The organism is Marinobacter sp. B-12 (genome assembly GCF_056857915.1).
The window spans coordinates 379499-401548 of sequence record NZ_JBSXOB010000057.1 but is presented as its reverse complement, the minus strand read 5'-3'; the positions used below and the strand labels follow the sequence as shown (position 1 = coordinate 401548).

Here is a 22050-nt window from a genome sequence, read left to right as displayed (position 1 = left end):
TCTGAAACCGCGTATTATACTCACAAATCATTGCCTAACTCATGCACGCGTACAAACTCTTCAGTACAATATCAGCCACGTTGCTTTTAATACCTACTTGAACAGGAAACCCTGATGATTCTGCTGAAAACCTCCCACGGTGACATCACTCTGGAACTGGATTACGACAAGGCCCCCGAGACCGCCAAAAACTTCGAACAGTACGTTCGCGACGGCTTCTACGACGGGCTGATTTTCCACCGTGTCATCAGCAACTTCATGGTTCAGGGTGGCGGCTTTGAACCGGGTATGACCCCGCGAAAGACCCGCGAGCCCATTCAAAACGAAGCCAACAACGGCCTCAGCAATATGCAGGGCACCGTTGCCATGGCCCGTACCATGGACCCGCACTCCGCCACGGCGCAGTTCTTCATCAACGTCGAGAACAACGGCTTCCTTGATCACACTGCGGAAAACGCCGAAGGCTGGGGCTACTGCGTTTTCGGTAAGGTTGTGGAAGGCATGGAAACAGTAAACGCAATTCGCGCCGTGCGTACCACCATGCGCTCAGGCCATCAGGATGTGCCAGCTGAGGACGTGGTGATCGAGAAAGCCGAGATCACAGGGGATGGAGGCGCAGCGTGACCACGCTGTTCATCTCAGATTTACACCTGGAAGAGTCCCGCCCGGACATCACCAATGCGTTTCTGGGGTTTCTTGAAGAGAAGGTCCGCGGTGTGGAGCAACTCTACATTCTCGGCGACTTTTTCGAAGCCTGGATTGGCGATGACGAGCGAACGCCCCTGCAGGAGCAGATTGCGTCGGCATTGCGCGCGGTCAGTGACTCGGGCACCAGGTTGTTCCTGATGCACGGAAACCGGGACTTTCTGATTGGCAAGGATTACTGCAACCGAGTCGGCGCCACCCTACTGGATGACCCGACGGTGGTGGACCTTTATGGCACGCCCACCCTGCTGATGCATGGTGACAGCCTGTGTACCGCGGATGTGGAGTATCAGAAGTTCCGCGCCAACATGCGCAACCCGCAATGGCAGCAGATGATTCTCCAACGCCCCCTGGCCGAACGTCAGCAGATGGCCCGTCAGTTACGGGAAATCAGCATGGCCAAGAACCAGGGCAAGGAAGAGTTCATTATGGATGTCACCCAGGATGAGGTGGTGAAGGAAATGGAAGCGCACGGGGTGCAGCGCCTGATCCACGGCCACACCCACCGTCCGGCGGTTCACGAGCTGGAGGCAGGCGGTAAGCCGGCAAAGCGGATTGTACTCGGAGACTGGGACGAAAACGTCTGGTGGCTGGAGGTGGAACCGGAAAAGGAACCCGTTCTAACCAAGCAACCACTATAAAAAGAGCCGGGCATCGCCCGGCTCTTTTCGTTCAGTGTTGCAGGATCTGCTTCAGGAACTTTTGGGTTCTGGGTTCCTGCGGGTTGGTGAAGAAATCGTGGGGCGGCGCCTCTTCAACGATTTCACCGCCGTCCATGAAAATCACCCGGTCGGCCACCGTCTTGGCGAAGCCCATTTCATGGGTGACGCACAACATGGTCATGCCGCTACCGGCCAGTTCAATCATGACGTCCAGCACCTCCTTGATCATCTCAGGGTCCAGCGCGGACGTCGGCTCGTCAAACAGCATGATTTTCGGCTTCATACACAGCGCCCTGGCGATAGCCACCCGCTGTTGCTGGCCGCCCGAAAGCTGGCCTGGAAACTTATTGGCCTGGTCCGGAATTTTCACCCGTTCCAGGTATTCCATCGCCGTGGCCTCGGCTTCCTTACGCGGCGTTTTCCGCACCCAGATAGGTGACAGGCAGCAGTTCTCGAGCACCGTCAAATGCGGGAACAGGTTGAAATGCTGAAACACCATGCCAACCTCGCGCCGGACGCTGTCGATCTGGCGCACATCGTCCGTCAGTTCCACGTCGTCGACAATGATCTTGCCCTGCTGATGCTCTTCCAATCGGTTGATGCAGCGAATGAACGTGGATTTACCCGAACCGGAAGGGCCACATATAACGATCCGCTCACCATGGCGGACTGTCAGGTTGAGGTCCTGCAACACGTGGAAATCGCCGTACCACTTGTGCATGCCCTCCACCCGAATAATGTCGGACTTGCCAACGTCTGAGGACGGTGACGATTGTGTTTCAGGAGTTTGCGTTTGTTCTGTCATTGGTTTACCCATCAGGTTCTGTGACCGGTATCAAGTTTGCGCTCAAGGTTCTGGCTGTATCGGGAGATGCCGAAGCAAAACACCCAGAAACAGAACGCCACAAAGACATACCCCTCCACGGCCACGTTCTGCCAGGCGGGATCCGTAACCGTCGATTGAACGGTGCCGAGAATATCGAACAGCCCGATAATCAGCACCAGCGTTGTGTCCTTGAACAACGAGATAAACGTGTTAACGATGCCGGGAATTACGAGCTTGAGCGCCTGGGGCAGGATGATCAGCCCCATTTTCTTCCAGTACCCGAGGCCCAGGGCACTGGCGGCTTCGTACTGTCCACGGGGAATGGCCTGCAGACCGCCACGAATGACCTCTGCCATATACGCGGACTGCCAGAGCGTGATGCCGATGAGCGCGCGCGCCAGCTTCTCGAAGTTCATGCCTTCCGGTAGGAACAACGGCAGCATCACCGAGGCCATGAACAGTACCGTGATTAACGGGACTGCTCGCCACACCTCGATGAAAACCACACAAAGCCCACGAATGATTGGCATCTCGGAGCGACGTCCCAGTGCCAGCAAGGTGCCAATCGGCAACGAGGCAATGATGCCGATATACGCCAGAATCAGCGTCAACATCAGCCCACCCCACTTCGAGCTCTGGACCTCCTCCAGGCCAAATACGCCACCCGGAACCAGGAAGTAGCCGACAATCGGCAGCCCGGTCAGCCCGAACAACCCCAGCCATTTACGACCCGGAAAGCGCTCAATGAACTGGGGCGCGAAAGACAGTGCCAGCAGGCCGAACATGATGTCCACGCGCCACTGGAGTTCCTCGGGGTAGAACCCGTAGATAAAGAAATTAAGCCGCTGATTGATAAACAGCCAGCAAGCCCCCGCTCCGGTACAGTCACTCGCGTCACTGCCCTGGAAGTTCGCATCCAGCAATACCCAATTGAGCAAGGGACCCACGCTGGTCACGATCAGATAGCCCACCAACAGGGTCAGAATCGTGTTGTGCCAGCTTGAAAACAGGTTCTCCCGTGCCCACCGGACCGGACCAATGCGCCGCTTTGGCGCCTTCATGGTTGACTCAGCCATCATCGCTCCTTAATCGCTACAGCCCGGTTGTAGATGTTCATAAACAGCGAGATCAACAGGCTGATGGTGAGATAGACGGCCATGGTAATGGCCACAACTTCCACGGCCTGACCAGTCTGGTTCAGCGTGGTTCCCATAAACACCGCGACCAGATCGGGGTAACCGATGGCCGTGGCAAGCGAGGAGTTCTTCACTAAGTTCAGGTACTGGCTCGTCAGCGGCGGAATAATGACCCGCATCGCCTGGGGAATAACCACCAACCTGAGCGTGAGGCCATTTGGGAGACCCAGTGCCTTCGATGCCTCAGTCTGCCCCTTGCTGACCGACAGGATGCCGGACCGCACGATTTCCGCGATGAAACTGGCAGTGTACAGGGACAAGGCAATCCATAGCGCCGCCAGTTCCGGAATGATGGAAATGCCACCTCCGAAATTGAATCCCTTAAGCGCTGGCAAATCCCACTCCAGGGGCTGACCGGCAAGGAGGTACGACATTACCGGAACCAGAACAAGAACTCCCACGCCCACCTTGAACGTCGGGAAAATCGCTCCGGTCGCCAGTTGGCGCCTCTTGGCCCATATACGAATGCCGATGACGGCTGCAATGGCCGCGAAAACGCCTCCCCACACCAGGCCAAAGCCATCCTGAGTCACCGGTTCCGGCACATACAGGCCACGGTTGTTGAGAAAAAAGGCGCCGCCGACGTCCACACTTTGTCGCGGTGAAGGCAGGCTACTGAGCACCGCGAAGTACCAGAAGAAAATCTGCAGCAGCAGGGGGATGTTGCGGATCACTTCGATATACGCCAGAGAGACTTTGGCAACCAGCCAGTTGCTTGAAAGCCTGGCGACACCGATGATGAAACCGAGGATGGTGGCGGTCACCACACCCATTGCCGACACCAGAAGAGTATTGGTGAGGCCGACCCAAAAGGTTCGACCGTACGACATGGTGGCGTCGTAGGGGACCAGGCTCATGATGATGCCGAATCCGGCAGATTCATCAAGAAACCCGAAACCGGTGCTTATGCCACGGCTCTCCATATTGGAAAGCGTATTGTCGATAAGAACCCAGCCACCCCAGAAGACAAGGGCAATGGCTACTACCTGGAAAAAAATAGCGCGAACCCGCGGGTCGTACCAGGGCTTTGGCCCCGCGGGTTTGGAATCAAAGGTTTGTTTTTTCATGCATGTTCCCGGAAAGCTAGCCCGCGACGAAACGAATCACAGATGTCAGCGAGCGGCTCCACCGGGAGCGCGCCCACTGGGTGCTTTCAGGTATTAACGTACCGGAGGCGCGTACATAACGCCGCCTTCGGTCCACAGGGCGTTGATTCCCCGCTCCAGACCAAGCGGAGTATCCGGGCCTACGTTACGATCGTACATCTCGCCGTAGTTACCGACCTGCTTGATGGTCTTGGCCCCAAAATCAGCCGGCAGGCCGAGCTTGGCTCCCATATCGCCGTCGGTGCCCAACAGACGCTGGATGTTCGGGTTGTCGGACTTCAGCATGTCATCAACGTTGGCGCTGGTAACGCCCAGCTCTTCAGCGTTGATCTGTACAGACAACACCCACTTCACGATGTTGAACCACTGGTCATCGCCCTGGCGCACGACCGGCCCAAGGGGCTCCTTGGAGATGGTGTTGGGAAGGATCTTGGCGGAATCGGGATCGGACAGTTTGGAGCGAAGTGCCGCAAGCTGCGAACGGTCTGAGGTCAGCACATCACACCGACCGGACGAAAAGCCCTGGACCGTCTGCTCAGAGGTGTCGAATACAATCGGTTTGTATTCCATGCCCTTGGCGCGGAAGTAGTCCGACAGGTTGAGCTCAGTGGTTGTACCGGCCTGGATACAGACAGTCGCACCGTCCAGTTGGGTGGCATCGTCCACGCCAATGCCCTTGTTCACCAGAAAGCCCTGACCGTCGTAGTAGTTAACACCGGCGAAGTTGAGACCCAGCGATGCATCGCGGGTAAGTGTCCAGGTGGTATTACGGGACAGCATGTCAATTTCACCCGACTGGAGTGCGGTGAAACGCTCTTTCGCGGTCAAAGGCGTGAACTCGACCGCCTTGGCATCCCCAAAAATCGCAGCGGCTACGGCACGGCAGGTGTCGACGTCTATACCGGTCCAGTTACCTTTGTCGTCTGGCTGTGAAAAGCCCGGAAGACCACTTGTTACACCGCACTGCAAATGTCCTTTTTCCTTGACGCTTTCAAGCGTCGTAGCCGCACTGGCAACCGAAGCGGTAAAAACTCCACACAGCATGGCTGTGCCGACGGCAATCGACTTGGCGTTCTTCATTATCGTATCTCCAAAATTCCGTTGGTTAGACCTGCACCGAATTATTAGCAATTTATGAGCCTGATATACCAACGTGTTGATTTATAGTATTTGTTTTGCATCCAAGCAGTGTCGAATACTACCCTCAACCGCTACTGGCCACAACCTTGTGCAGCGAACGCCTCAGATCAGTGCTCGCTGACAGACCATAGGGCAGGCAATTTCTCAACCACTCCCCAATAAAGTAGAAGGCGTTCGCGAATTGAACCAGTTTTCACAAATTATTTTGGTGCGACCAAAGTATGATCCGGCTCCCGATAGCTTTCCAAACGACTGAGCCAGCCCGTCAGCCAGCGCTCTCGTTCGATCGAAGCGTCGGCATTCACGGCCCGCCGGGTCAATACTTCAGCGGCAGCGCTTCGGAACCGGTCAAGGGTGGGCCGGTCATCCCCTTTCATGGCAAGAAGCACCTGTAACAACCCCCAACCTTCACCGTTGTATTGCTCTGTGGCGGACAACCCCTCGCCCTTGAAGTTCACATAGTCAATGACGGCATAAACCCCACCGGACGTGGCGACCAGCTCGTCAAGATGCCGCTTTACACGTAATCGTTGGGCGTCAGGAGCTGCCTGTATGACTCGAAACAGGGAGCTACTGGCCCGCTGGACAATAAAGCCGGCCTGGAGATCCCGGGTTGCCAGCAGAAACTCTCTCAGTTCGGCAACACGGGCAGAATCTGCCACCTCGAGAAAAGTGGCCCTATCGGGCCATGGCGCGTCAAATGGATCCAGCCGTGCAAGCCAGCGGGGCAACGGTGCGTCCCGCTTCGCCATGTACCGAATCAGTGCGGGAAAGCTTTCTACGAACCGCCCCTCCACTGCCGACGGATACCAGATAAAATGCCCGATACCGAGCGACGGAAAGGCTTCCCCTTTGTTCCAGTGCACAAGGCAGACTTTCTTCGCAGAACATTCATTTCGAAAAATCTGCTGCCCCACCCAGTCGAGTTCAGCTTCATTTAGCGTAATCGTAGGTACGCTTAGGTCCTGCACACCTGTTGATTCTGCTCCCGCAGGCGTGGGATCCATTTCATCGGAGCACCCTGACAGGGTAAAAATGATCAGCCATCCGATTACCAGTGATTCATAAACGTTGCGCGACATTGCCAGCCTCCAGCCGGTAGCGATAACCTGTTTGTTTGGCGCCCGGCCTTTCACGCCAATGCTGACGACCTCAATCGCCGCTCGATACCGGACCACACTATGACATTTTTCTCTGGGCTCATGGCCAGACATTTCCGCCAGACACTGGTTTTGGCTTTCTGCTGGCTGGTTGTTGTCAGGGCGAGCTATGTGTTGCAAAGCGGGGTCGTTCCCAATCCTCTGGCGATGATTGCCGGCGATCTGGCCGGTGCGTTTGTTCTCGCAGTTTTGCTATGCATCACCAGAGGCATTTCCAGGGTTATTCTGGTCGTGGTCCTGGGATGCGCAACGTTTGTTGCCGGCATGCACCTCACCGTTCACGGAACCCTGTTCCAGCTGTCACTGATCGGCAAGGGCGTTGATCCGACCTTTGTAACCGGCAGCCTGATCAACGTTCACGCGCTTTGGCTTCCCGTCTACCTTTCCCTTGCCGGGTTTCTTCATTGGCGGCACCGTCGGCTCGACCCCGAAGCAGTGCCGACAGGCAGGACCGGGCAGGTGTTGGTTGCGGTCCTCGTAGCCGCGATCTATGGCGTGTCGTTCCAGAGCCTTACAACGCCCGCAAACAATGTTGTCGCCAGCTTCTTCGCCCAGATACCAGGGGCGATCATCGGGCCACTCGCCCCGACACTGTCCACGGAAGACGAGGACCTCAACGGGTCTGAAAAGGCCCTGAAAACCCTGCAGACGGCAAGCTTTTTTCGTCACCAGGTTGCCGCGCCCATCGTGAAGAACCACCCGAATGTGCTGCTGGTCATGATTGAGGGCATGTCAGGCGGCTATTTCCCAAGCCTGAGCCGCTATCACGGTCTTGACCCAACCGTTACCCTGGCCAGCCTTGAAGAAAACCTGCGCCGTCATGGATTTCGTCTCTACCGGAATTCGCTGAGCATGGAACGTCAGACAGATCGCGGCACCTTTGCCATCCTGTGTGGCGCATACCCGGACTTCCGCCGGCAATCACGGAAAATGGTTGATGTGGCTGAGGGGCGCGTTGTGGTGGACTGCATGCCCAAACACCTGAAAGAACATGGCTACCGTACGGCCTACTGGCAGGCCGCGCCGCTGGATTATATGCAAAAGGGCGAGTTCATGCCGCAGGCCGGATTTATCGATGTCACCGGCGCAAAGATCTTCAACGGCCCCGGAGAAGAAGTGGAAGGTTGGGGGCCACCGGATCCGATCTATTTCAACAACGTTGCACAGCGGCTAAGACAGCTTGACGCCAAACCTGGCCCCTGGATGGTCACCTTGTTGAACGTGGGCACCCATCACCCGTTCAAAATCGGAAAAGAGGCGGAACAGCAACCACCGGACGATGAATTGAATGCCGAGGACATTACACCAGAGCCGCAGGAGGCTCGGAAAAAGGCCATGAAAACCATGGAAGATGCCTTGAATCAGTTTCTTGACGACCTGGCGTCCGACGGCATTCTTGACGACACTCTCGTCATTATCACGTCCGATGAGTCCGGCGGCTTCATTCGCAAAGATCATGAATCCATGCCCCTGAACAGCAACGTTGGCGTGCTGGCGATACGTCCTCCGGACAGCGATACGCTCGAGGACTATGCCAATCGCGACCAGATCGTGGCGCAAATCGATATTCCGCCCACCATCCTCGACGCAACGGGGCTCGGGACAAAGGCTGGCGACATGATTGGCCGGAGCCTGCTGGTCAAGCAACCAAAACAGCAACGCGACCTGCTGTTGGCGGACACCTACACGGGGCTCAAGTACTTCCTCAGGGAGTCTGGGCAACTCCTGAGCTGCAGCGAACTGATGACTGACTGCACCACCTGGCGCTTTAATCCGGAGCGACTGTTTGGCACGCTTGAAGCGACGAATGCAGAACCTTTTCTGACATTCGATGAACGCACGGCATTGTTCAACAGGGCAGCCCTCATGGAGCCTGCAGAGGACCCCTGAGCTTGAAACTTCGACATGGGAACGGCTACCTGAATGAAGATTCTTGCACTGCACACCCTGGCATTCCTGCACGTTCATCGCCGGGCGCTGTTGGTCTTTTACCTGTTTTTCACCGGCCTCGTTCTGGCCGCCATTGCACCGCTCTTTTCCAGCGCCCTGGCTGCGCTTCGGCCGATAACCGGTCACGCCGCCATCAGCACTGGTGGGCTGGTGCAGTTTGTGGTGTCCCCTGGCGGCTTACTATGGATTAGCGCAACGGCGACCCTGACCGCTCTCCTGGTCATCCTGCAACAGGCGGGCATGACCTGGATTGCCGCCTCCGGCGGAGGCCGCGAATACCGGATAGCCATTGCCACGCTGTGGGCTCTTGCGCAACGTTTCAAACAACTACTCACCCTCACCCTGCTGCAATTAGGCGGCCATGCACTGATCGCTGTGCCGTTCCTGCTGGCCATAGTGGTGAGTTACCAGTGGCTGATCTCACCCCACGACATCTACTACCTGAAGCTGGAACGGCCACCCGAAGTCTGGTGGTTCCTGGGCATCGCTGGTGTTGCAGCGCTGGGAATCGCCGTGTGTAACGGCTGGCTTTACCTGCGCTGGGTACTCTCTGTTCCGCTGGTTCTGCTGGATGGCCATGGCGCCAGGCTAGCGCTCAGGCTGAGCAACCACCACGTTCACGGCCAGCGTTTACCCGCCACCGGGGCCTTGCTCGCTGGCCTGGCAGGACTGGCGATACTCCCGATCCTGGTCACTCTGGCGTTTCAGGGCATTGGCAGCTATCTGTTGCCCAGGTTACCGGAACAGATGGACCTGCTCATGCCCGTCACTCTGACTTTTGTGGCGCTTTATATCCTCTTCACCATAACGCTGGCCTTCGCAGGTATCGCCGCTTACAGCATGCTCATTTACAGCGTTTACCGCCAAGCCACCGGCCATCGCTCGTACATGTCCTCAAAAGGTTTGCCGAAACAGGCAGGCCCTCTGGCCTGGACCGCTGAAGCGCTGGTCGTCGTGCTGGCCATGGGCCAGGCCTGGTTGGTACTCCAATCGTTCGAACAACAGGACAAAGTTTCCATAACGGCCCACCGGGGCAGCGCACTCAAAGCACCGGAAAACACCTTGAGTGCCATTCAACAGGCCATCGAAGACGGAGCAGACTACATTGAAGTTGACGTTCGGATGACAGCCGACGGCGTGCCAGTACTCTGGCACGATGCGGATATGAGGCGGGTATTCGGGCTGGATGGCAAAATCTCCGACATTACTCTGCAAGAGGCTCGCGAGCAGGATGCGGGGGCCTGGTTCGCCCCCCAATTCAGTAATGAACGCATAGCTACACTGGAAGAAGTGATCGAAAAGACCCGTGGTAGAGCCTATCTTTACGTTGATATAAAACCTGACCCGGACACCCCCGCGCTGACCAGAGAAGTGGTCAGTCTGCTGAACAGGATGGAGGCCACTGAAGGCGCCGTGATTGCGACGGCTGAATGGTCCGTGCTGGCCGAAGCACGGGAACTGGCACCCGAACTGAAAACCACACTGCTGGCCCAGTTCATTGTCGGCCCGCTTTGGGAACAGAGTTTCGACATTCTGGGCCTGCGGCAAAACAGGGTTACTCCCACCACCGTTGCGCGAGCCCACCGGTCCGGCAAGGAACTGCATGTATGGACTGTAAACAGTCCGGATGCCATGTCCCGCTTTATAGACATGGGGGTCGACAATATCATTACCGACCGACCGGATGTGCTGGCAGAGCTCCTTGAGCGCCGCAATAAACTGACCGACGCCGAAGTGCTGGTGGTCAAACTTCGCAACTGGCTTTTGTAACAGCTGATTACCTACGGGAACTGGTCTAATCTTGAACTTGACGTCACCACCCACTGCAAGGAGCGAGCCGACATGAACTGCCCAAGCCTATGCTCCTGCCGCTGGTTCCGGGCACTCTGTCTGATATGGGCAATAATTTTGTTGTGTTCCGCCGTGCTTGCCCACGCCGAGCAGCACAATAACGGAGGCGGTGAAAAGACTGAAGACGAAGGCACCGAAACGGCGATCGAAGAAAAAAAAGAAGAGCCCGAAGAGGCAAGACCCGCCGTCCAGCCCGAACTGGAAGCAGAAGCCGAGGCACCACCGCAGATCCAGCTTCCCGACACCGAAACTGCGGATATCCGTCAACAGATACAGGCCCTGAGGACTTCTCTGGACCAACGACTGGTTGCAGTGGAGTCTACCCGCAACCGGCTCACCTACGCAGAATCTCTCCTCAACCGGTTGAAGGACGAATACGAGAGTTTTGAACTCCGATTGGAAAAAGCCGGCCTCAACCTGACCGGTGACTACGCGAATCTCCTCAAGCAGCGGCTTGAACGTCTGAAGCGCCAAGGCATTGCCAACGACTTGATTCTGGATATCGAAGACCAGTTATCGACTGCTCGTGAGGAACAGTTGCGACTGGAGGAGTTCGAAGCCATCATCGACCCGGGCGACGATGCCCGCGACCAGCTAAGAAGCCAGAGGGCCAGTCTGATCCGCCAGTTGCACAAGGCGGTCACCGAACACATCCAGGTGCTGAACGAGTATTACAGTACGGTTTCGGCCCTGAAAGATCGCGTAGAAGCGTATCAGATTCTGTTGCAGCAGCGCCTGTTCTGGCTGCCCAGTGCGCCGGTCGTGGGAGCGGAAACCCTCACGGAACTGTTGAACGCAGCAGCTCGGTTTGCCGGTCATTTGCGGGTCGACCCGCTCAGCGACGCCGTTGGTAAATCGGTTAAGGAGCGCGGCGGCCGTATAGCGGTTCTGATCACCCTTCTGGCATTACTGCTGGTCAAGCGACGAGCCATCAAACATAACCTGGACTCCAACGGCCAGTACGTTGGTAACGTCGGCCAGGATCGTATCGACTTTACGCTGTATGCGTTTGCCAACAGTGTCTTGCTGGCGTTGCCCGGCGTACTGGTGCTTGCAGTCGGAGCGCTTTTGCTGATGGAAGGCAACAACTTTTATTCCGCCCTGTCCAAGGGCCTGGCCACGGCAGCCCTTGTCACACTCCTGTTGGCGTTTATCAAGAACGTTGCCCGCCGCGGCGGGTTGGGAGACGCCCATTTCCACTGGCACATCGACTCGCTGAGAGCCATTCGTCAGGAACTTCCGTTTCTTCTGGCGGTGATTATTCCTATCACCATTATTTTGCCGACCACCGCCACACCGGATGGCTCCGAATTTGAGGGCAGTCTTGGGCGCCTGCTTTTCACCACTGCGTCCATAGCCCTGTCCGTGTTCGCGCAGCGCATTATGCGTGCGGTCCGGGCCGACCGGCCGCAGAACAGGTTCCTCTTCGCCCTGCATATACTGGCGGTTGCAACGCCGCTGTTACTTGTGGTGGCCTCACTAATGGGATATCACTATACCGCCCTGGAACTGGAACGGAATCTGTTCATCAGCATCTGCTGGATAGCCTTTAACGCCATGCTGTTCTACGTCGGTCTCCGGGCACTTTCGGTAAGGGAGCGTCGCCTGACTCTTGAGCGGCTGCGGGAACACCGCGAGGCAGAACGCAAAGTCGCCGACAATAAGGAAGCGGCGGAATCCTCGGGCGAAGGGGTGCCACAAACTCTGGACATGCCGGAGATGGACCTCAAGGACATCAGCCAGCAAAGTACCGCTCTTTTGCGCATCCTGGTTTCAGCACTGGTTATTTCCGGCCTATGGCTACTCTGGGCCGGCCTGATTCCGGCGTTGGAGATGTTCGACAACATAACACTCTGGACCATCGTCACCGACCTTAAAGGTGGCGATCCATTGCCCATTACCCTTGGAGACCTGTTACTGGCGCTTCTGGTCGGTATCGGTACCGTACTCGCGGTCAAGAACCTGCCCGGCACTCTGGAAGTCATGGTGCTCAGCCGGATGAAGCTTGAGCCTGGAACTGGCTACGCCATTACCACCCTGACCACCTATACCCTGGTGTTGATCGGCGTGGTGGTTTTCCTCGGGGTGATCGGCGTGCAATGGTCCAAGCTGCAATGGCTGGTGGCCGCACTTGGGGTGGGCCTGGGGTTTGGTCTGCAGGAGATTGTCGCCAACTTTGTATCCGGCATCATTCTGCTGTTCGAGCGCCCGATCCGCGTCGGAGATACTGTTACCATCGGAAGCATCACGGGTACGGTGTCACGTATTCGCATTCGCGCAACCACACTGGTTGACTGGGATCGCAAGGAACAGATCATCCCCAACAAAACCTTCGTAACCCAGGATCTGACCAACTGGACCCTCTCTGACTCGATTACCCGCGTCATACTGCACGTCGGCGTTGCTTATGGATCCGATGTGGACCAGGTACAGGAGCTGCTTACAAAGGTGGCGCAGAACAATGAGAGTGTCGTGGAGGACCCGGCGCCAGCGGTCTTCTGTGTCGGTCTCGGTGACAGCCGCATTGATTTCGAGCTACGAGTGTTCGTTAAGGACCCCCTGGATATTATGCCGCTGTCCCACGAGATTCACGCCGAGACCACTCGTGCCCTGCATGAAGCAGGCATTGAGATACCCTACCCTCAGCACGATGTTCATGTGAAGACAATCGCGGGCACGTGAATCCGGGGCTAAAGCTGGCCGGAATTGTCGGGCCTTCTTCCGGCCAGCCGATAAAGAGTCGCCAGAAGACCCCGAAGCAACGCAATTGCGGGCCACAACAGCCAACTGAGCAGGTACATGGCCGGTACAAGAATGATCAACCAGCCTACGATCTGAATAGCCTCCGGAGGTACCCCAAGCACGCCTGCCACTTCGGCAAAAAAATCGTTGATCAGACTGGGATGGGTGACTACCAGATATCCGGCCCCAAGGATAACCGGCCATTTCGCATAACGGGCACTGCGGAGAATCAGTCGCCCACTACCGGTAATACGGGCGGCCAGAGCCGCAGAACGGGTTGAAAGCCTGGCTCCCTGGGTGGCTTTGACAGCCGTACGACCGGCACGAAGTACTTTCAGCGCACTGGCGAATACCAGCACATCCACCGAGGCCCAGCCGATATCGCTGGCAGAAATCTCCTCCCCGGTGCGGTAACTCGCTTCCAGTTTCCGCACACCGCTGGTAAAAAACTGGGTAATGCCTTCGGTCACCCGCTCAGTCTGGATCCACTGGGTCTGACCACTGTCATCCACCAAAAATTGCCCAAGAAAATCATGACCTTCGTTGTGTATAAAGTTCACCGCATACCAGCCACGTTCTTCCGGGGAGAGAGGATCAGCTTTCTCCAGTTGAGCCGGCTCCCTGCCTCGCAACTCAGAAATGTATGCCTTGGCACGCGCATACTGACGGGCAGCCTTGTTCATCCATTCAATGGAGCTGATGGGCTGGCGAAGGAAGTAGTGAATTGGCGGCAGGGCGTTTTCCCCATAGGTGCGCAACACCTCCTGGAATTCCGGCTCGGACGCATAAAGCGGAAAAACGGCGCGGGCCATGTCAGTGTGTGCCATCAATGCTGCCTGGGCCTTGAGGAGCAGAAGAGGATCGCCCCCCAGGTCCAGAATGGCGGCCTGGACGTCAACAGGCTCGTCCCCGATATCATCAAAACCGGGCAATGCCTCCCGGGCCTGGATCGAAATCAGTTTCTGCTCAATGGGTACCGGATCGGAGGCGACACTGGCGATTGCGGCAACCAGCAGCGCGATACCCAGAATCACCATGGCCTTCTTCAAACGTCCACCTCTGGCTCAATGCGTTGATCCTATACTGCCTGAGAATACGTTGATTACCATAACGCCGGCAACGATGAGGCCGATGCCGAGGATGGCGGGAAGGTCCAGCGTCTGCCCGAAGAACAGGTAACCCGCCAGCGCAATCAGGGCCACGCCAGCACCGGCCCATACCGCATAGGCCACTCCCACTGGCAAGGTTTTCAGGGTCAACGCCAGGAAGTAGAACGCCAGGATGTAGGACACCACCACAACCAGCGACGGCCCCAGGCGGGTGAAGCCCTCAGAGCTTTTTAAAAAGGAGGTTCCGATGACCTCCGCAACGATAGCCACCGACAAATATACCCACTGAATCATTCTACAGTTCACCTTTCTGACGGGCGCAAAATGCAAAAACCCCGAAGCTCTCACTTCGGGGTTTTGCGGACATTGGGATCAACCCTGGCGACGCAGAGAATTTACTGCTCCACGAAGGCCCTCTCGATCACATAGTGGCCAAGGTTACCATGGCGTGCTTCCTTGAACCCCATGTTATTAAGGATGGAGCAGGTGTCCTTCAGCATGCTGGGGCTGCCACACACCATGAAACGGTCATTCTCCAGGTCAAACTCCGGAAGGTCCAGATCCTTCGTCAGCTTGCCGTTTTCCATAGCGTCGGTCAGCCGCCCGGTGTTACGGAAATCCTCACGGGTGACCGTGGGATAGTAAAGCAGCTTGCCATCCACCATTTCACCGAAGAATTCGTTATTCGGCAGTTCCTCAATCTCGGACTGGTACGCCAGCTCGGACTTGTAGCGAACGCCATGGGTCACGATGACTTTATCAAAAGCCTCATAAACTTCCGGGTCCTTGATGATGCTGATAAACGGTGCCAGGCCGGTGCCCGTGCTGATCAGCCAGAGATTCTTACCCGGCAGCAGGTTGTCCATAATCAGGGTACCGGTGGGCTTGCGACTGACCATAATCTCGTCGCCAACCTCAATTTTTTGCAGACGTGATGTCAGCGGGCCGTCCTGAACCTTGATTGAGAAGAACTCCAGCTCTTCTTCATAGTTGGCACTGGCAATGCTGTAGGCACGCATCAGAGGCTTGCCGTCGGTTTCCAGGCCAATCATTGTGAAGTGGCCATTCTTGAACCGGAAGCCCGGATCACGGGTGGTGGTGAAGCTGAAGAGTGTGTCGTTCCAGTGACGAACACTTGTTACACGCTCTTTATTCAGGTTGCTCATGGTATCGCCCGTTCGTTAGCCGTTAGCAAATAAGTAAAAATCATTGTGTAAATAGTAACCCAGGGGTAACCTATCGACAAAATGGGATATTTTCATAACCTTATTCGGAATTATCGATTATGAAGTTTAGCTTCCGCCAACTTGAGGTCTTCCTGGCTGCGGCGCACTTCCAGAACATCACCCGTGCGGCGGATTCCCTGGCAATGTCTCAGTCCGCCGCCAGTAGCGCCCTGAAAGAACTGGAGAGCCAGTTCGATATCCAGCTCTTTGATCGGGTCGGGAAACGACTGCAACTCAACGAGCTCGGCCGTCTCTATCGGCCAAAGGTCGAGGCTTTGCTGGCCCAGGCCGGGGAGCTGGAACAGGCGTTCAGCAAGCATACCGAAGTCGGCGCCCTGAAAGTCGGGGCCACCCTCACTATTGGTAACTATCTGGCTGTCGGCGTCATGGCCCAATACATGAATACCCCTACCCACCCGATAGTCGCGCTCGAAGTGGCCAACACCCGCACCATTGCCCAGCGCGTCAAGGATTTTGAACTCGACATCGGGCTGATTGAAGGCGAACTGCAATCCTCTGAGCTGGAGGTTATACCCTGGCGAGGCGACGAGCTGGTGATCTTCTGTTCCCCGGACCACCCCTTTGCCCGGAAGGAAAGGCTTTCGGATGCAGACCTTCGCTCGGCAACCTGGGTGATGCGTGAGCAGGGTTCCGGCACACGACAGACCTTCGAACGCGGTATGCACGGCCTGCTTCCAGACCTGGACATACTGCTGGAACTCGAGCATACCGAGGCGATCAAACGAGCGGTGGAGGCCAACCTTGGGATCGGCTGCCTGTCACGGGTGTGCCTTGCTGATGCATTCAGGCGGGGCAGCCTTGTTCCGTTGAAGGTTCCGGAGGAACGGCAGTTCGACCGAACCTTCTATTTTATCCTGCACAAACAGAAATATCGAAGCGCCGGCATCGACCGCTGGATCGACCTGTGCGAGCAACTTCAGGATCCACCACTTCCGGAGGAGCGTGGCTTGTTGTACGACAGGACATCCTCCTGATCCCGCTTTACAGTCAGACTGGCCCGCTGTGAAACCGGAACTCGGTGTCCGGTGTCTCAATCAGTTGTTGCTCCAGCGCGAGGAAGGTCGCAACCCGATCCTCCACCCGGTTCCCTGCGGCCTGCTCGGCTAATGTCAGGTAGTCACGGTAGTGTCGGGCTTCGGACTTCAGCAGCCCGGTGTAGAAATCTGACAGTGTCGCATCCAGATGCGGCGCCAGAGCTGCGAACCGCTCGCAGGAACGGGCCTCGATAATGGCACCCACGATCAGCACGTCCACCAGCCGACCGGGATCTTCTGTGCGTACTTCCTGCCGTAACCCGGCTGCATATCGAGCCGGGCTCAGGTGACCATAACTCACTCCCCGCTTTTTCATGATAGCCAGCACCTGCTCGAAATGGCGCAACTCTTCCCGCGCAAGACGCGACATCCTGTTGAGCAGATCCGTGTTATCCACGTAGCGATACATCAAACTCAGGGCCGTGGAAGCTGCTTTTTTCTCACAGTGAGCATGGTCAATCAGCATCAGGTCCTGATTGGCCAGGGCGTTTTCAATCCATCGCTGTGGCGTTCTGCAGGGCAGGAAATCGTGAATCTGGTCCAGGGAATCGGTCATTGTTTACAGCAGGTCGGGTTCTCGGGCACGGCAGTATACCGCAACAAACCACAATATCCGACCACAGTCCAACTTAACTTTATAAGGGGTTTCCTATAGAATGCAGCGCCAACTTAGCGCCTTTTCGCCATAAAACTCCCGCCAGGCAACGACGCCCACGGCGCGGGACATTCCAACTGATGAGGGTCCATATCGTGTTAGAAGCCTATCGTGAACACGTTGCAGAACGCGAGGCTCTGGGCATTCCCCCGAAGCCTCTGAACGCTGAGCAAACCGCCGCTCTGGTCGATCTCCTTAAGAACCCGCCAGCGGGCGAAGAAGAGACGCTGGTCTATCTGCTTGAGAACCGCGTTCCGCCCGGTGTAGACGAAGCCGCTTATGTCAAAGCCGCTTTCCTGACCGCCATTGTTAAGGGTGAAGCAACGTCCCCTCTGCTGGACAAGCCGAAGGCCGTTGATCTGCTGGGCATGATGCAGGGCGGTTATAACATCGCGACCCTGGTCGACCTGCTGGACGATTCTGAACTGGCCGAACAGGCCGGTGAAAACCTCAAGCGTACCCTGCTGATGTTCGATGCCTTCAACGACGTGAAGGAAAAGATGGACGCTGGCAACGCCGTTGCCAAGGACGTCATTGAATCCTGGGCCAACGCCGAGTGGTTCACCAACAAGAAGAAGGTACCGGAAAGCACCAAAATGGTGGTATTCAAGGTGACCGGTGAAACCAACACCGACGATCTCTCTCCGGCCCCGGATGCCTGGTCCCGCCCGGATATCCCGCTGCACGCCCGCGCTGCCTACAAAATGGAGCGTGATGGCCTGAAGCCGGAAGAACCTGGCGTTACCGGCCCGATGAGCCAGATCGACGAGATCAAGTCCAAAGGCCTGCCCGTTGCCTTCGTTGGTGACGTAGTCGGTACCGGCTCCTCACGTAAGTCTGCCACCAACTCCGTGCTTTGGTTCTTTGGTGACGACGTTCCGGGTGTACCGAACAAGCGCGCCGGCGGCGTGTGCATCGGTAACAAGGTTGCTCCGATCTTCTTCAACACCATGGAAGACGCTGGCGCCCTGGTTTTCGAAGCACCGGTTGACGACCTGAACATGGGCGACGTTATCGACATCCGTCCCTACGAAGGCAAGATCCTGAACGAGGCGGGTGAAACCATCTCGGAATTCGGCTTCAAGTCAGAGGTTATTCTGGACGAAGTTCAGGCCGGTGGACGTATTCCGCTGATCATCGGCCGTGGCCTGACCGCCAAGGCGCGCGCAGCACTGGGTATGGGCGCAACGGACATCTTCCGTCTGCCGAATGATCCGGAAGAAGGCACCAAGGGCTTCACCCTGGGCCAGAAGATGGTCGGCAAGGCCTGCGGCCTGGAAGAAGACAAAGGCGTTCGCCCCGGTACCTACTGCGAACCGCACATGACTACCGTGGGCTCCCAGGATACCACTGGTCCGATGACCCGTGATGAACTGAAAGACCTGGCCTGTCTGGGCTTCCAGGCCGACCTGGTGATGCAGTCGTTCTGTCACACCGCTGCCTATCCGAAGCCGGTTGACGTTGAAATGCAGCACACCATGCCGGACTTCATCCGTACCCGCGGCGGCGTATCCCTACGCCCGGGCGATGGTATCATTCACTCCTGGTTGAACCGCATGCTGTTGCCGGACACTGTCGGTACCGGCGGCGACTCTCACACCCGCTTCCCGATGGGCATCTCCTTCCCGGCCGGTTCCGGTCTGGTGGCGTTTGCCGCAGCGACGGGCGTTATGCCCCTGGATATGCCGGAATCCGTTCTGGTTCGCTTCAAGGGCGAAATGCAGCCGGGCATCACGCTGCGCGATCTGGTACATGCGATCCCGCTGTACGGCATCAAGCAAGGCATGTTGACCGTTGAGAAGAAAGGCAAGATCAACGAGTTCTCCGGTCGCATCCTGGAAATCGAAGGTCTTGAGCACCTGACCGTTGAACAGGCGTTCGAGCTGTCTGACGCTTCCGCTGAGCGCTCCGCAGCCGGTTGTACGATCAACCTCTCTGAAGAGTCCGTGGCTGAGTACCTGCGTTCCAACATCACCATGCTGCGCTGGATGATCGCCGAAGGTTATGGCGACCCGCGTACCCTGGAGCGTCGCGCCCAGCAGATGGAAGAGTGGATTGCCGATCCCAAGCTGATGCGTGCCGACAAGGACGCAGAGTACTCTCATGTTGTGGAAATCGATCTGGCTGACATCAAAGAGCCGATCGTATGCTGCCCGAACGACCCGGACGACGCCAAGTTCCTGTCCGAAGTCGCCGGCGACAAGGTCGACGAAGTGTTCATCGGCTCCTGCATGACCAACATCGGCCACTTCCGCGCTGCTGGTAAGCTGCTGGAGATGAACAAGGAGCCGCTGAAGACCCGTCTGTGGATGTCTCCGCCTACCAAGATGGACCAGGCGCAGCTGATGGAAGAAGGCTACTTCAACACCTACGGCACCGCCGGTGTTCGCACCGAAATGCCGGGCTGCTCCCTGTGCATGGGCAACCAGGCACGCGTAAACGCCAAGTCTACAGTGCTGTCCACATCCACCCGTAACTTCCCGAACCGTCTGGGCGATGGTGCCAATGTGTACCTGACTTCTGCGGAACTGGCAGCGGTTGGTGCGGTACTGGGCAAACTCCCGTCTCCGGCGGAGTACATGGAGTACGCCAAGGACCTGAACAGCATGTCGAAAGAGATCTACAAGTATCTCAACTTCGACCAGATGGAGAACTACACCAAGAAGGCGTCTGAAGCGAACGTTGCTTAAGACCTGACCTTTACGGTTTAGCTCCATGAAAACGCCAGCCTCCGGGCTGGCGTTTTTTTTGGTCTTACATAAGTAGCCTGCTTGAGACGGGGGCTGGGCCCGTCGCGGGGTACCTTTTCCTCTGGGAAAAGAACTCGCTGCGCTCAGACACCTTTTTCCCGGCAGAAAAGGTACCCCACACCGTGCCCGAGCTGATGACTCGGATATTTCAGGAAGGGAGAAGCATAAAAAAGGGGCTCCCGAAAGAGCCCCTTTTCTAACTCGGAACGTTGAAAACGCGCCTTGTTACCTGGTGATGGCCTGGTATTCACCGGCATCTTCAGTGACAGAGCTCACCACCATAATGGCAATGAAAGCAGCAATGAAGCCAGGAATGATCTCGTACACGCCAGGACCACCCATGAACTCACCGTTCCAGCCCAGAGAGATCCAGATCATGACGGTGACAGCACCCACAACCATACCCGCAATGGCGCCAGCACCGTTCGTGCGGGACCACATCAGCGACAGGATAATCAGTGGACCAAATGCTGCACCAAAGCCTGCCCATGCGTTACTGACCAGTGCCAGAACCTGAGAATTCGGGTCGGATGCAATAACCGCCGCAACCAAGCCAACTAGCACGACACACACTCGACCTACACCCACACATTCCTTGTCGGTCGCTTCTTTACGCAGGAACAGGCGGTAGAAATCCTCAGTCAATGAAGAAGACGACACCAGCAGCTGGCTGGAAATAGTACTCATGACGGCAGCAAGCAGCGCTGCGTAGAGGAAGCCTGTGATCAGCGGATGGAACAGCAGGTCCGAGAGAAGGATAAAGATCGTTTCCGGATCCTGGATGTCCATACCGTTGCGGATCGCATAGGCACGACCGAACACGCCCAGCGAAACCGCACCAATCAAAGAGATAAGCATCCAGGACATGCCGATATTGCGGGCAGTCGGCACCTCTTCAAGCGTACGGATCGCCATGAAGCGCACGATGATGTGGGGCTGACCAAAGTAGCCCAGGCCCCAGGTAACCGCAGACAGCCAACCAATAAGCGTCAAGCCTTCTGTCCACGACAATAGCGTGGGGTCGACTTCGTTCAAGGTTTGTGACGCCTGGGCGAAACCACCGCCGCCCTCGCCAAAGAGCACAACCGCCGGCATAATGACCAGTGCCAGCATCATGATGCAGCCCTGCACGAAGTCCGTCATGCTTACTGCCAGGAACCCGCCAACCACGGTGTAGGCCAGTACCACACCCAGCGTGATGACAATACCAACGGCATAGTCACTCAAGCCACCAAAGTTAAAGATGCCGGAGAACGCACTTTCAAACAGCTTGCCGCCGGCAACCAGGCCGGATGCAGTGTAGACCGCGAAGAAGATGACGATGACGATGGCTGATACGGTACGCAGGGAAAGCGCCTGTGTCGGGAACCGGTTTGCCAGGAAGGACGGAATGGTGATCGCATTGCCGTAGTGAACCGTCTGTTCACGAAGACGCGGCGCTACCAGGGTCCAGTTAAAGAACGCGCCCACAAGCAGGCCGATACCGATCCAGGCCGAACCCAGGCCCGATGCAAACAGCGCCCCGGGCAACCCGAGAAGCAACCAGCCACTCATATCCGAAGCACCGGCAGACAGGGCCGCCACCTTTGGACTGAGGGCTCGCCCACCCAACATGTAATCTTCGGATGAAGACGTAGCTCTGCGCATGGCATAAACGCCGATGGCGATCATGAGCGCAAAGTAAGCAAATAGACTGATCCAAACACCAATAGCCATGAAACTCCTCCAGTTCAATTGGACGGAATCAACTCCGACCGTTTAGCGCGCTTACCATGGTGAACCCGGTAGTCGCACCCTTTGTTTTTTTAACTCCCTAAACTACTCACGTAATCAAGGCGCTACGGCTTACAACGCCAGCCTCCCCATCTTAATACTTACCTCCTATCGTTCAGGTTTTCGTTCCGCACTGCCTTGTAA

Annotated in this window: 17 protein-coding genes; 7 read left to right on the top strand and 10 right to left on the bottom strand. The window is 56.7% G+C overall.

What is annotated here, in order from left to right; all coding sequences use genetic code 11:
• The first annotated feature begins 114 nt into the window (after positions 1-114).
• Together AC13D2_RS13430 and lpxH are read left to right on the top strand one after the other, a co-directional pair.
• Positions 115-624 carry a peptidylprolyl isomerase gene (locus AC13D2_RS13430; protein WP_292049741.1) on the top strand — a complete coding sequence of 170 codons (510 nt, stop codon included), beginning with the start codon at positions 115-117 and terminating at the stop codon, positions 622-624.
• Complete coding sequence (gene lpxH, locus AC13D2_RS13425; RefSeq protein WP_292049742.1) at positions 621-1346, top strand: UDP-2,3-diacylglucosamine diphosphatase; 726 nt, start codon at positions 621-623, stop codon at positions 1344-1346. Before AC13D2_RS13430 ends, lpxH begins: the two co-directional genes overlap by 4 nt.
• A 31-nt stretch (positions 1347-1377) precedes the next feature.
• On the opposite strand, the gene AC13D2_RS13420 is transcribed toward lpxH, so the two are convergent.
• The 5 genes from AC13D2_RS13420 to AC13D2_RS13400 all read right to left on the bottom strand — a co-directional run bounded on the left by AC13D2_RS13420 (position 1378) and on the right by AC13D2_RS13400 (position 6717).
• Complete coding sequence (locus tag AC13D2_RS13420) at positions 1378-2088, bottom strand: amino acid ABC transporter ATP-binding protein (RefSeq protein ID WP_199447520.1); 711 nt, start codon at positions 2086-2088, stop codon at positions 1378-1380.
• A 95-nt stretch (positions 2089-2183) separates the two neighbouring features.
• Positions 2184-3269: an amino acid ABC transporter permease gene (locus AC13D2_RS13415; protein ID WP_300496360.1), complete on the bottom strand. Its 1086-nt coding sequence runs from the start codon at positions 3267-3269 to the stop codon at positions 2184-2186.
• The gene (locus tag AC13D2_RS13410) at positions 3269-4456 is read right to left on the bottom strand and encodes an amino acid ABC transporter permease (RefSeq protein ID WP_300496363.1); all 1188 of its coding nucleotides are present in this window, start codon (positions 4454-4456) and stop codon (positions 3269-3271) included. Before AC13D2_RS13410 ends, AC13D2_RS13415 begins: the two co-directional genes overlap by 1 nt.
• A gap of 93 nt (positions 4457-4549) precedes the next feature.
• Positions 4550-5575 (bottom strand): amino acid ABC transporter substrate-binding protein, encoded by a 1026-nt coding sequence (locus AC13D2_RS13405; protein WP_300496366.1) that lies wholly within the window; start codon positions 5573-5575, stop codon positions 4550-4552.
• A gap of 260 nt (positions 5576-5835) precedes the next feature.
• Entirely contained in the window at positions 5836-6717 is an 882-nt protein-coding gene (locus AC13D2_RS13400; RefSeq protein WP_367187224.1) for a hypothetical protein, read from the bottom strand.
• A gap of 99 nt (positions 6718-6816) precedes the next feature.
• On the opposite strand from AC13D2_RS13400, the gene AC13D2_RS13395 reads away from it, so the two are divergent.
• From AC13D2_RS13395 to AC13D2_RS13385, 3 genes are all read left to right on the top strand, one after another.
• Positions 6817-8685: an LTA synthase family protein gene (locus AC13D2_RS13395; RefSeq protein WP_292049746.1), complete on the top strand. Its 1869-nt coding sequence runs from the start codon at positions 6817-6819 to the stop codon at positions 8683-8685.
• A gap of 33 nt (positions 8686-8718) precedes the next feature.
• Positions 8719-10515, top strand: coding sequence for a glycerophosphodiester phosphodiesterase family protein (locus AC13D2_RS13390; protein WP_292049747.1), 1797 nt, complete (start codon positions 8719-8721; stop codon positions 10513-10515).
• 138 nt (positions 10516-10653) lie between these two features.
• Entirely contained in the window at positions 10654-13278 is a 2625-nt protein-coding gene (locus AC13D2_RS13385) for a mechanosensitive ion channel domain-containing protein (protein ID WP_482938750.1), read from the top strand.
• Positions 13279-13286: 8 nt separating this feature from the next.
• Here the strand turns inward: AC13D2_RS13385 and AC13D2_RS13380 are convergent, their stop codons facing one another.
• The 3 genes from AC13D2_RS13380 to AC13D2_RS13370 form a co-directional block, all read right to left on the bottom strand.
• The gene (locus AC13D2_RS13380) at positions 13287-14387 is read right to left on the bottom strand and encodes a hypothetical protein (RefSeq protein ID WP_292049749.1); all 1101 of its coding nucleotides are present in this window, start codon (positions 14385-14387) and stop codon (positions 13287-13289) included.
• A gap of 15 nt (positions 14388-14402) precedes the next feature.
• Positions 14403-14741, bottom strand: coding sequence for a DMT family transporter (locus AC13D2_RS13375; protein WP_007154057.1), 339 nt, complete (start codon positions 14739-14741; stop codon positions 14403-14405).
• Between the two features lie 101 nt (positions 14742-14842).
• Entirely contained in the window at positions 14843-15613 is a 771-nt protein-coding gene (locus tag AC13D2_RS13370) for a ferredoxin--NADP reductase (protein WP_007154058.1), read from the bottom strand.
• A gap of 119 nt (positions 15614-15732) precedes the next feature.
• Here AC13D2_RS13370 and AC13D2_RS13365 point away from each other — a divergent pair, with 119 nt between their 5' ends.
• Positions 15733-16668, top strand: a complete 936-nt coding sequence (locus AC13D2_RS13365; protein ID WP_300496377.1) for a LysR family transcriptional regulator — start codon at positions 15733-15735, stop codon at positions 16666-16668.
• 13 nt (positions 16669-16681) lie between these two features.
• On the opposite strand, the gene AC13D2_RS13360 is transcribed toward AC13D2_RS13365, so the two are convergent.
• On the bottom strand, positions 16682-17284 hold the full coding sequence (locus AC13D2_RS13360) for a MiaE family protein (RefSeq protein ID WP_300496380.1): 603 nt from the start codon (positions 17282-17284) through the stop codon (positions 16682-16684).
• 194 nt (positions 17285-17478) lie between these two features.
• On the opposite strand from AC13D2_RS13360, the gene acnB reads away from it, so the two are divergent.
• The gene (gene acnB, locus AC13D2_RS13355; RefSeq protein WP_292049753.1) at positions 17479-20073 is read left to right on the top strand and encodes a bifunctional aconitate hydratase 2/2-methylisocitrate dehydratase; all 2595 of its coding nucleotides are present in this window, start codon (positions 17479-17481) and stop codon (positions 20071-20073) included.
• A 285-nt stretch (positions 20074-20358) separates the two neighbouring features.
• Here the strand turns inward: acnB and putP are convergent, their stop codons facing one another.
• Positions 20359-21849 (bottom strand): sodium/proline symporter PutP, encoded by a 1491-nt coding sequence (gene putP, locus AC13D2_RS13350; RefSeq protein WP_292049754.1) that lies wholly within the window; start codon positions 21847-21849, stop codon positions 20359-20361.
• Positions 21850-22050 lie beyond the last annotated feature (201 nt).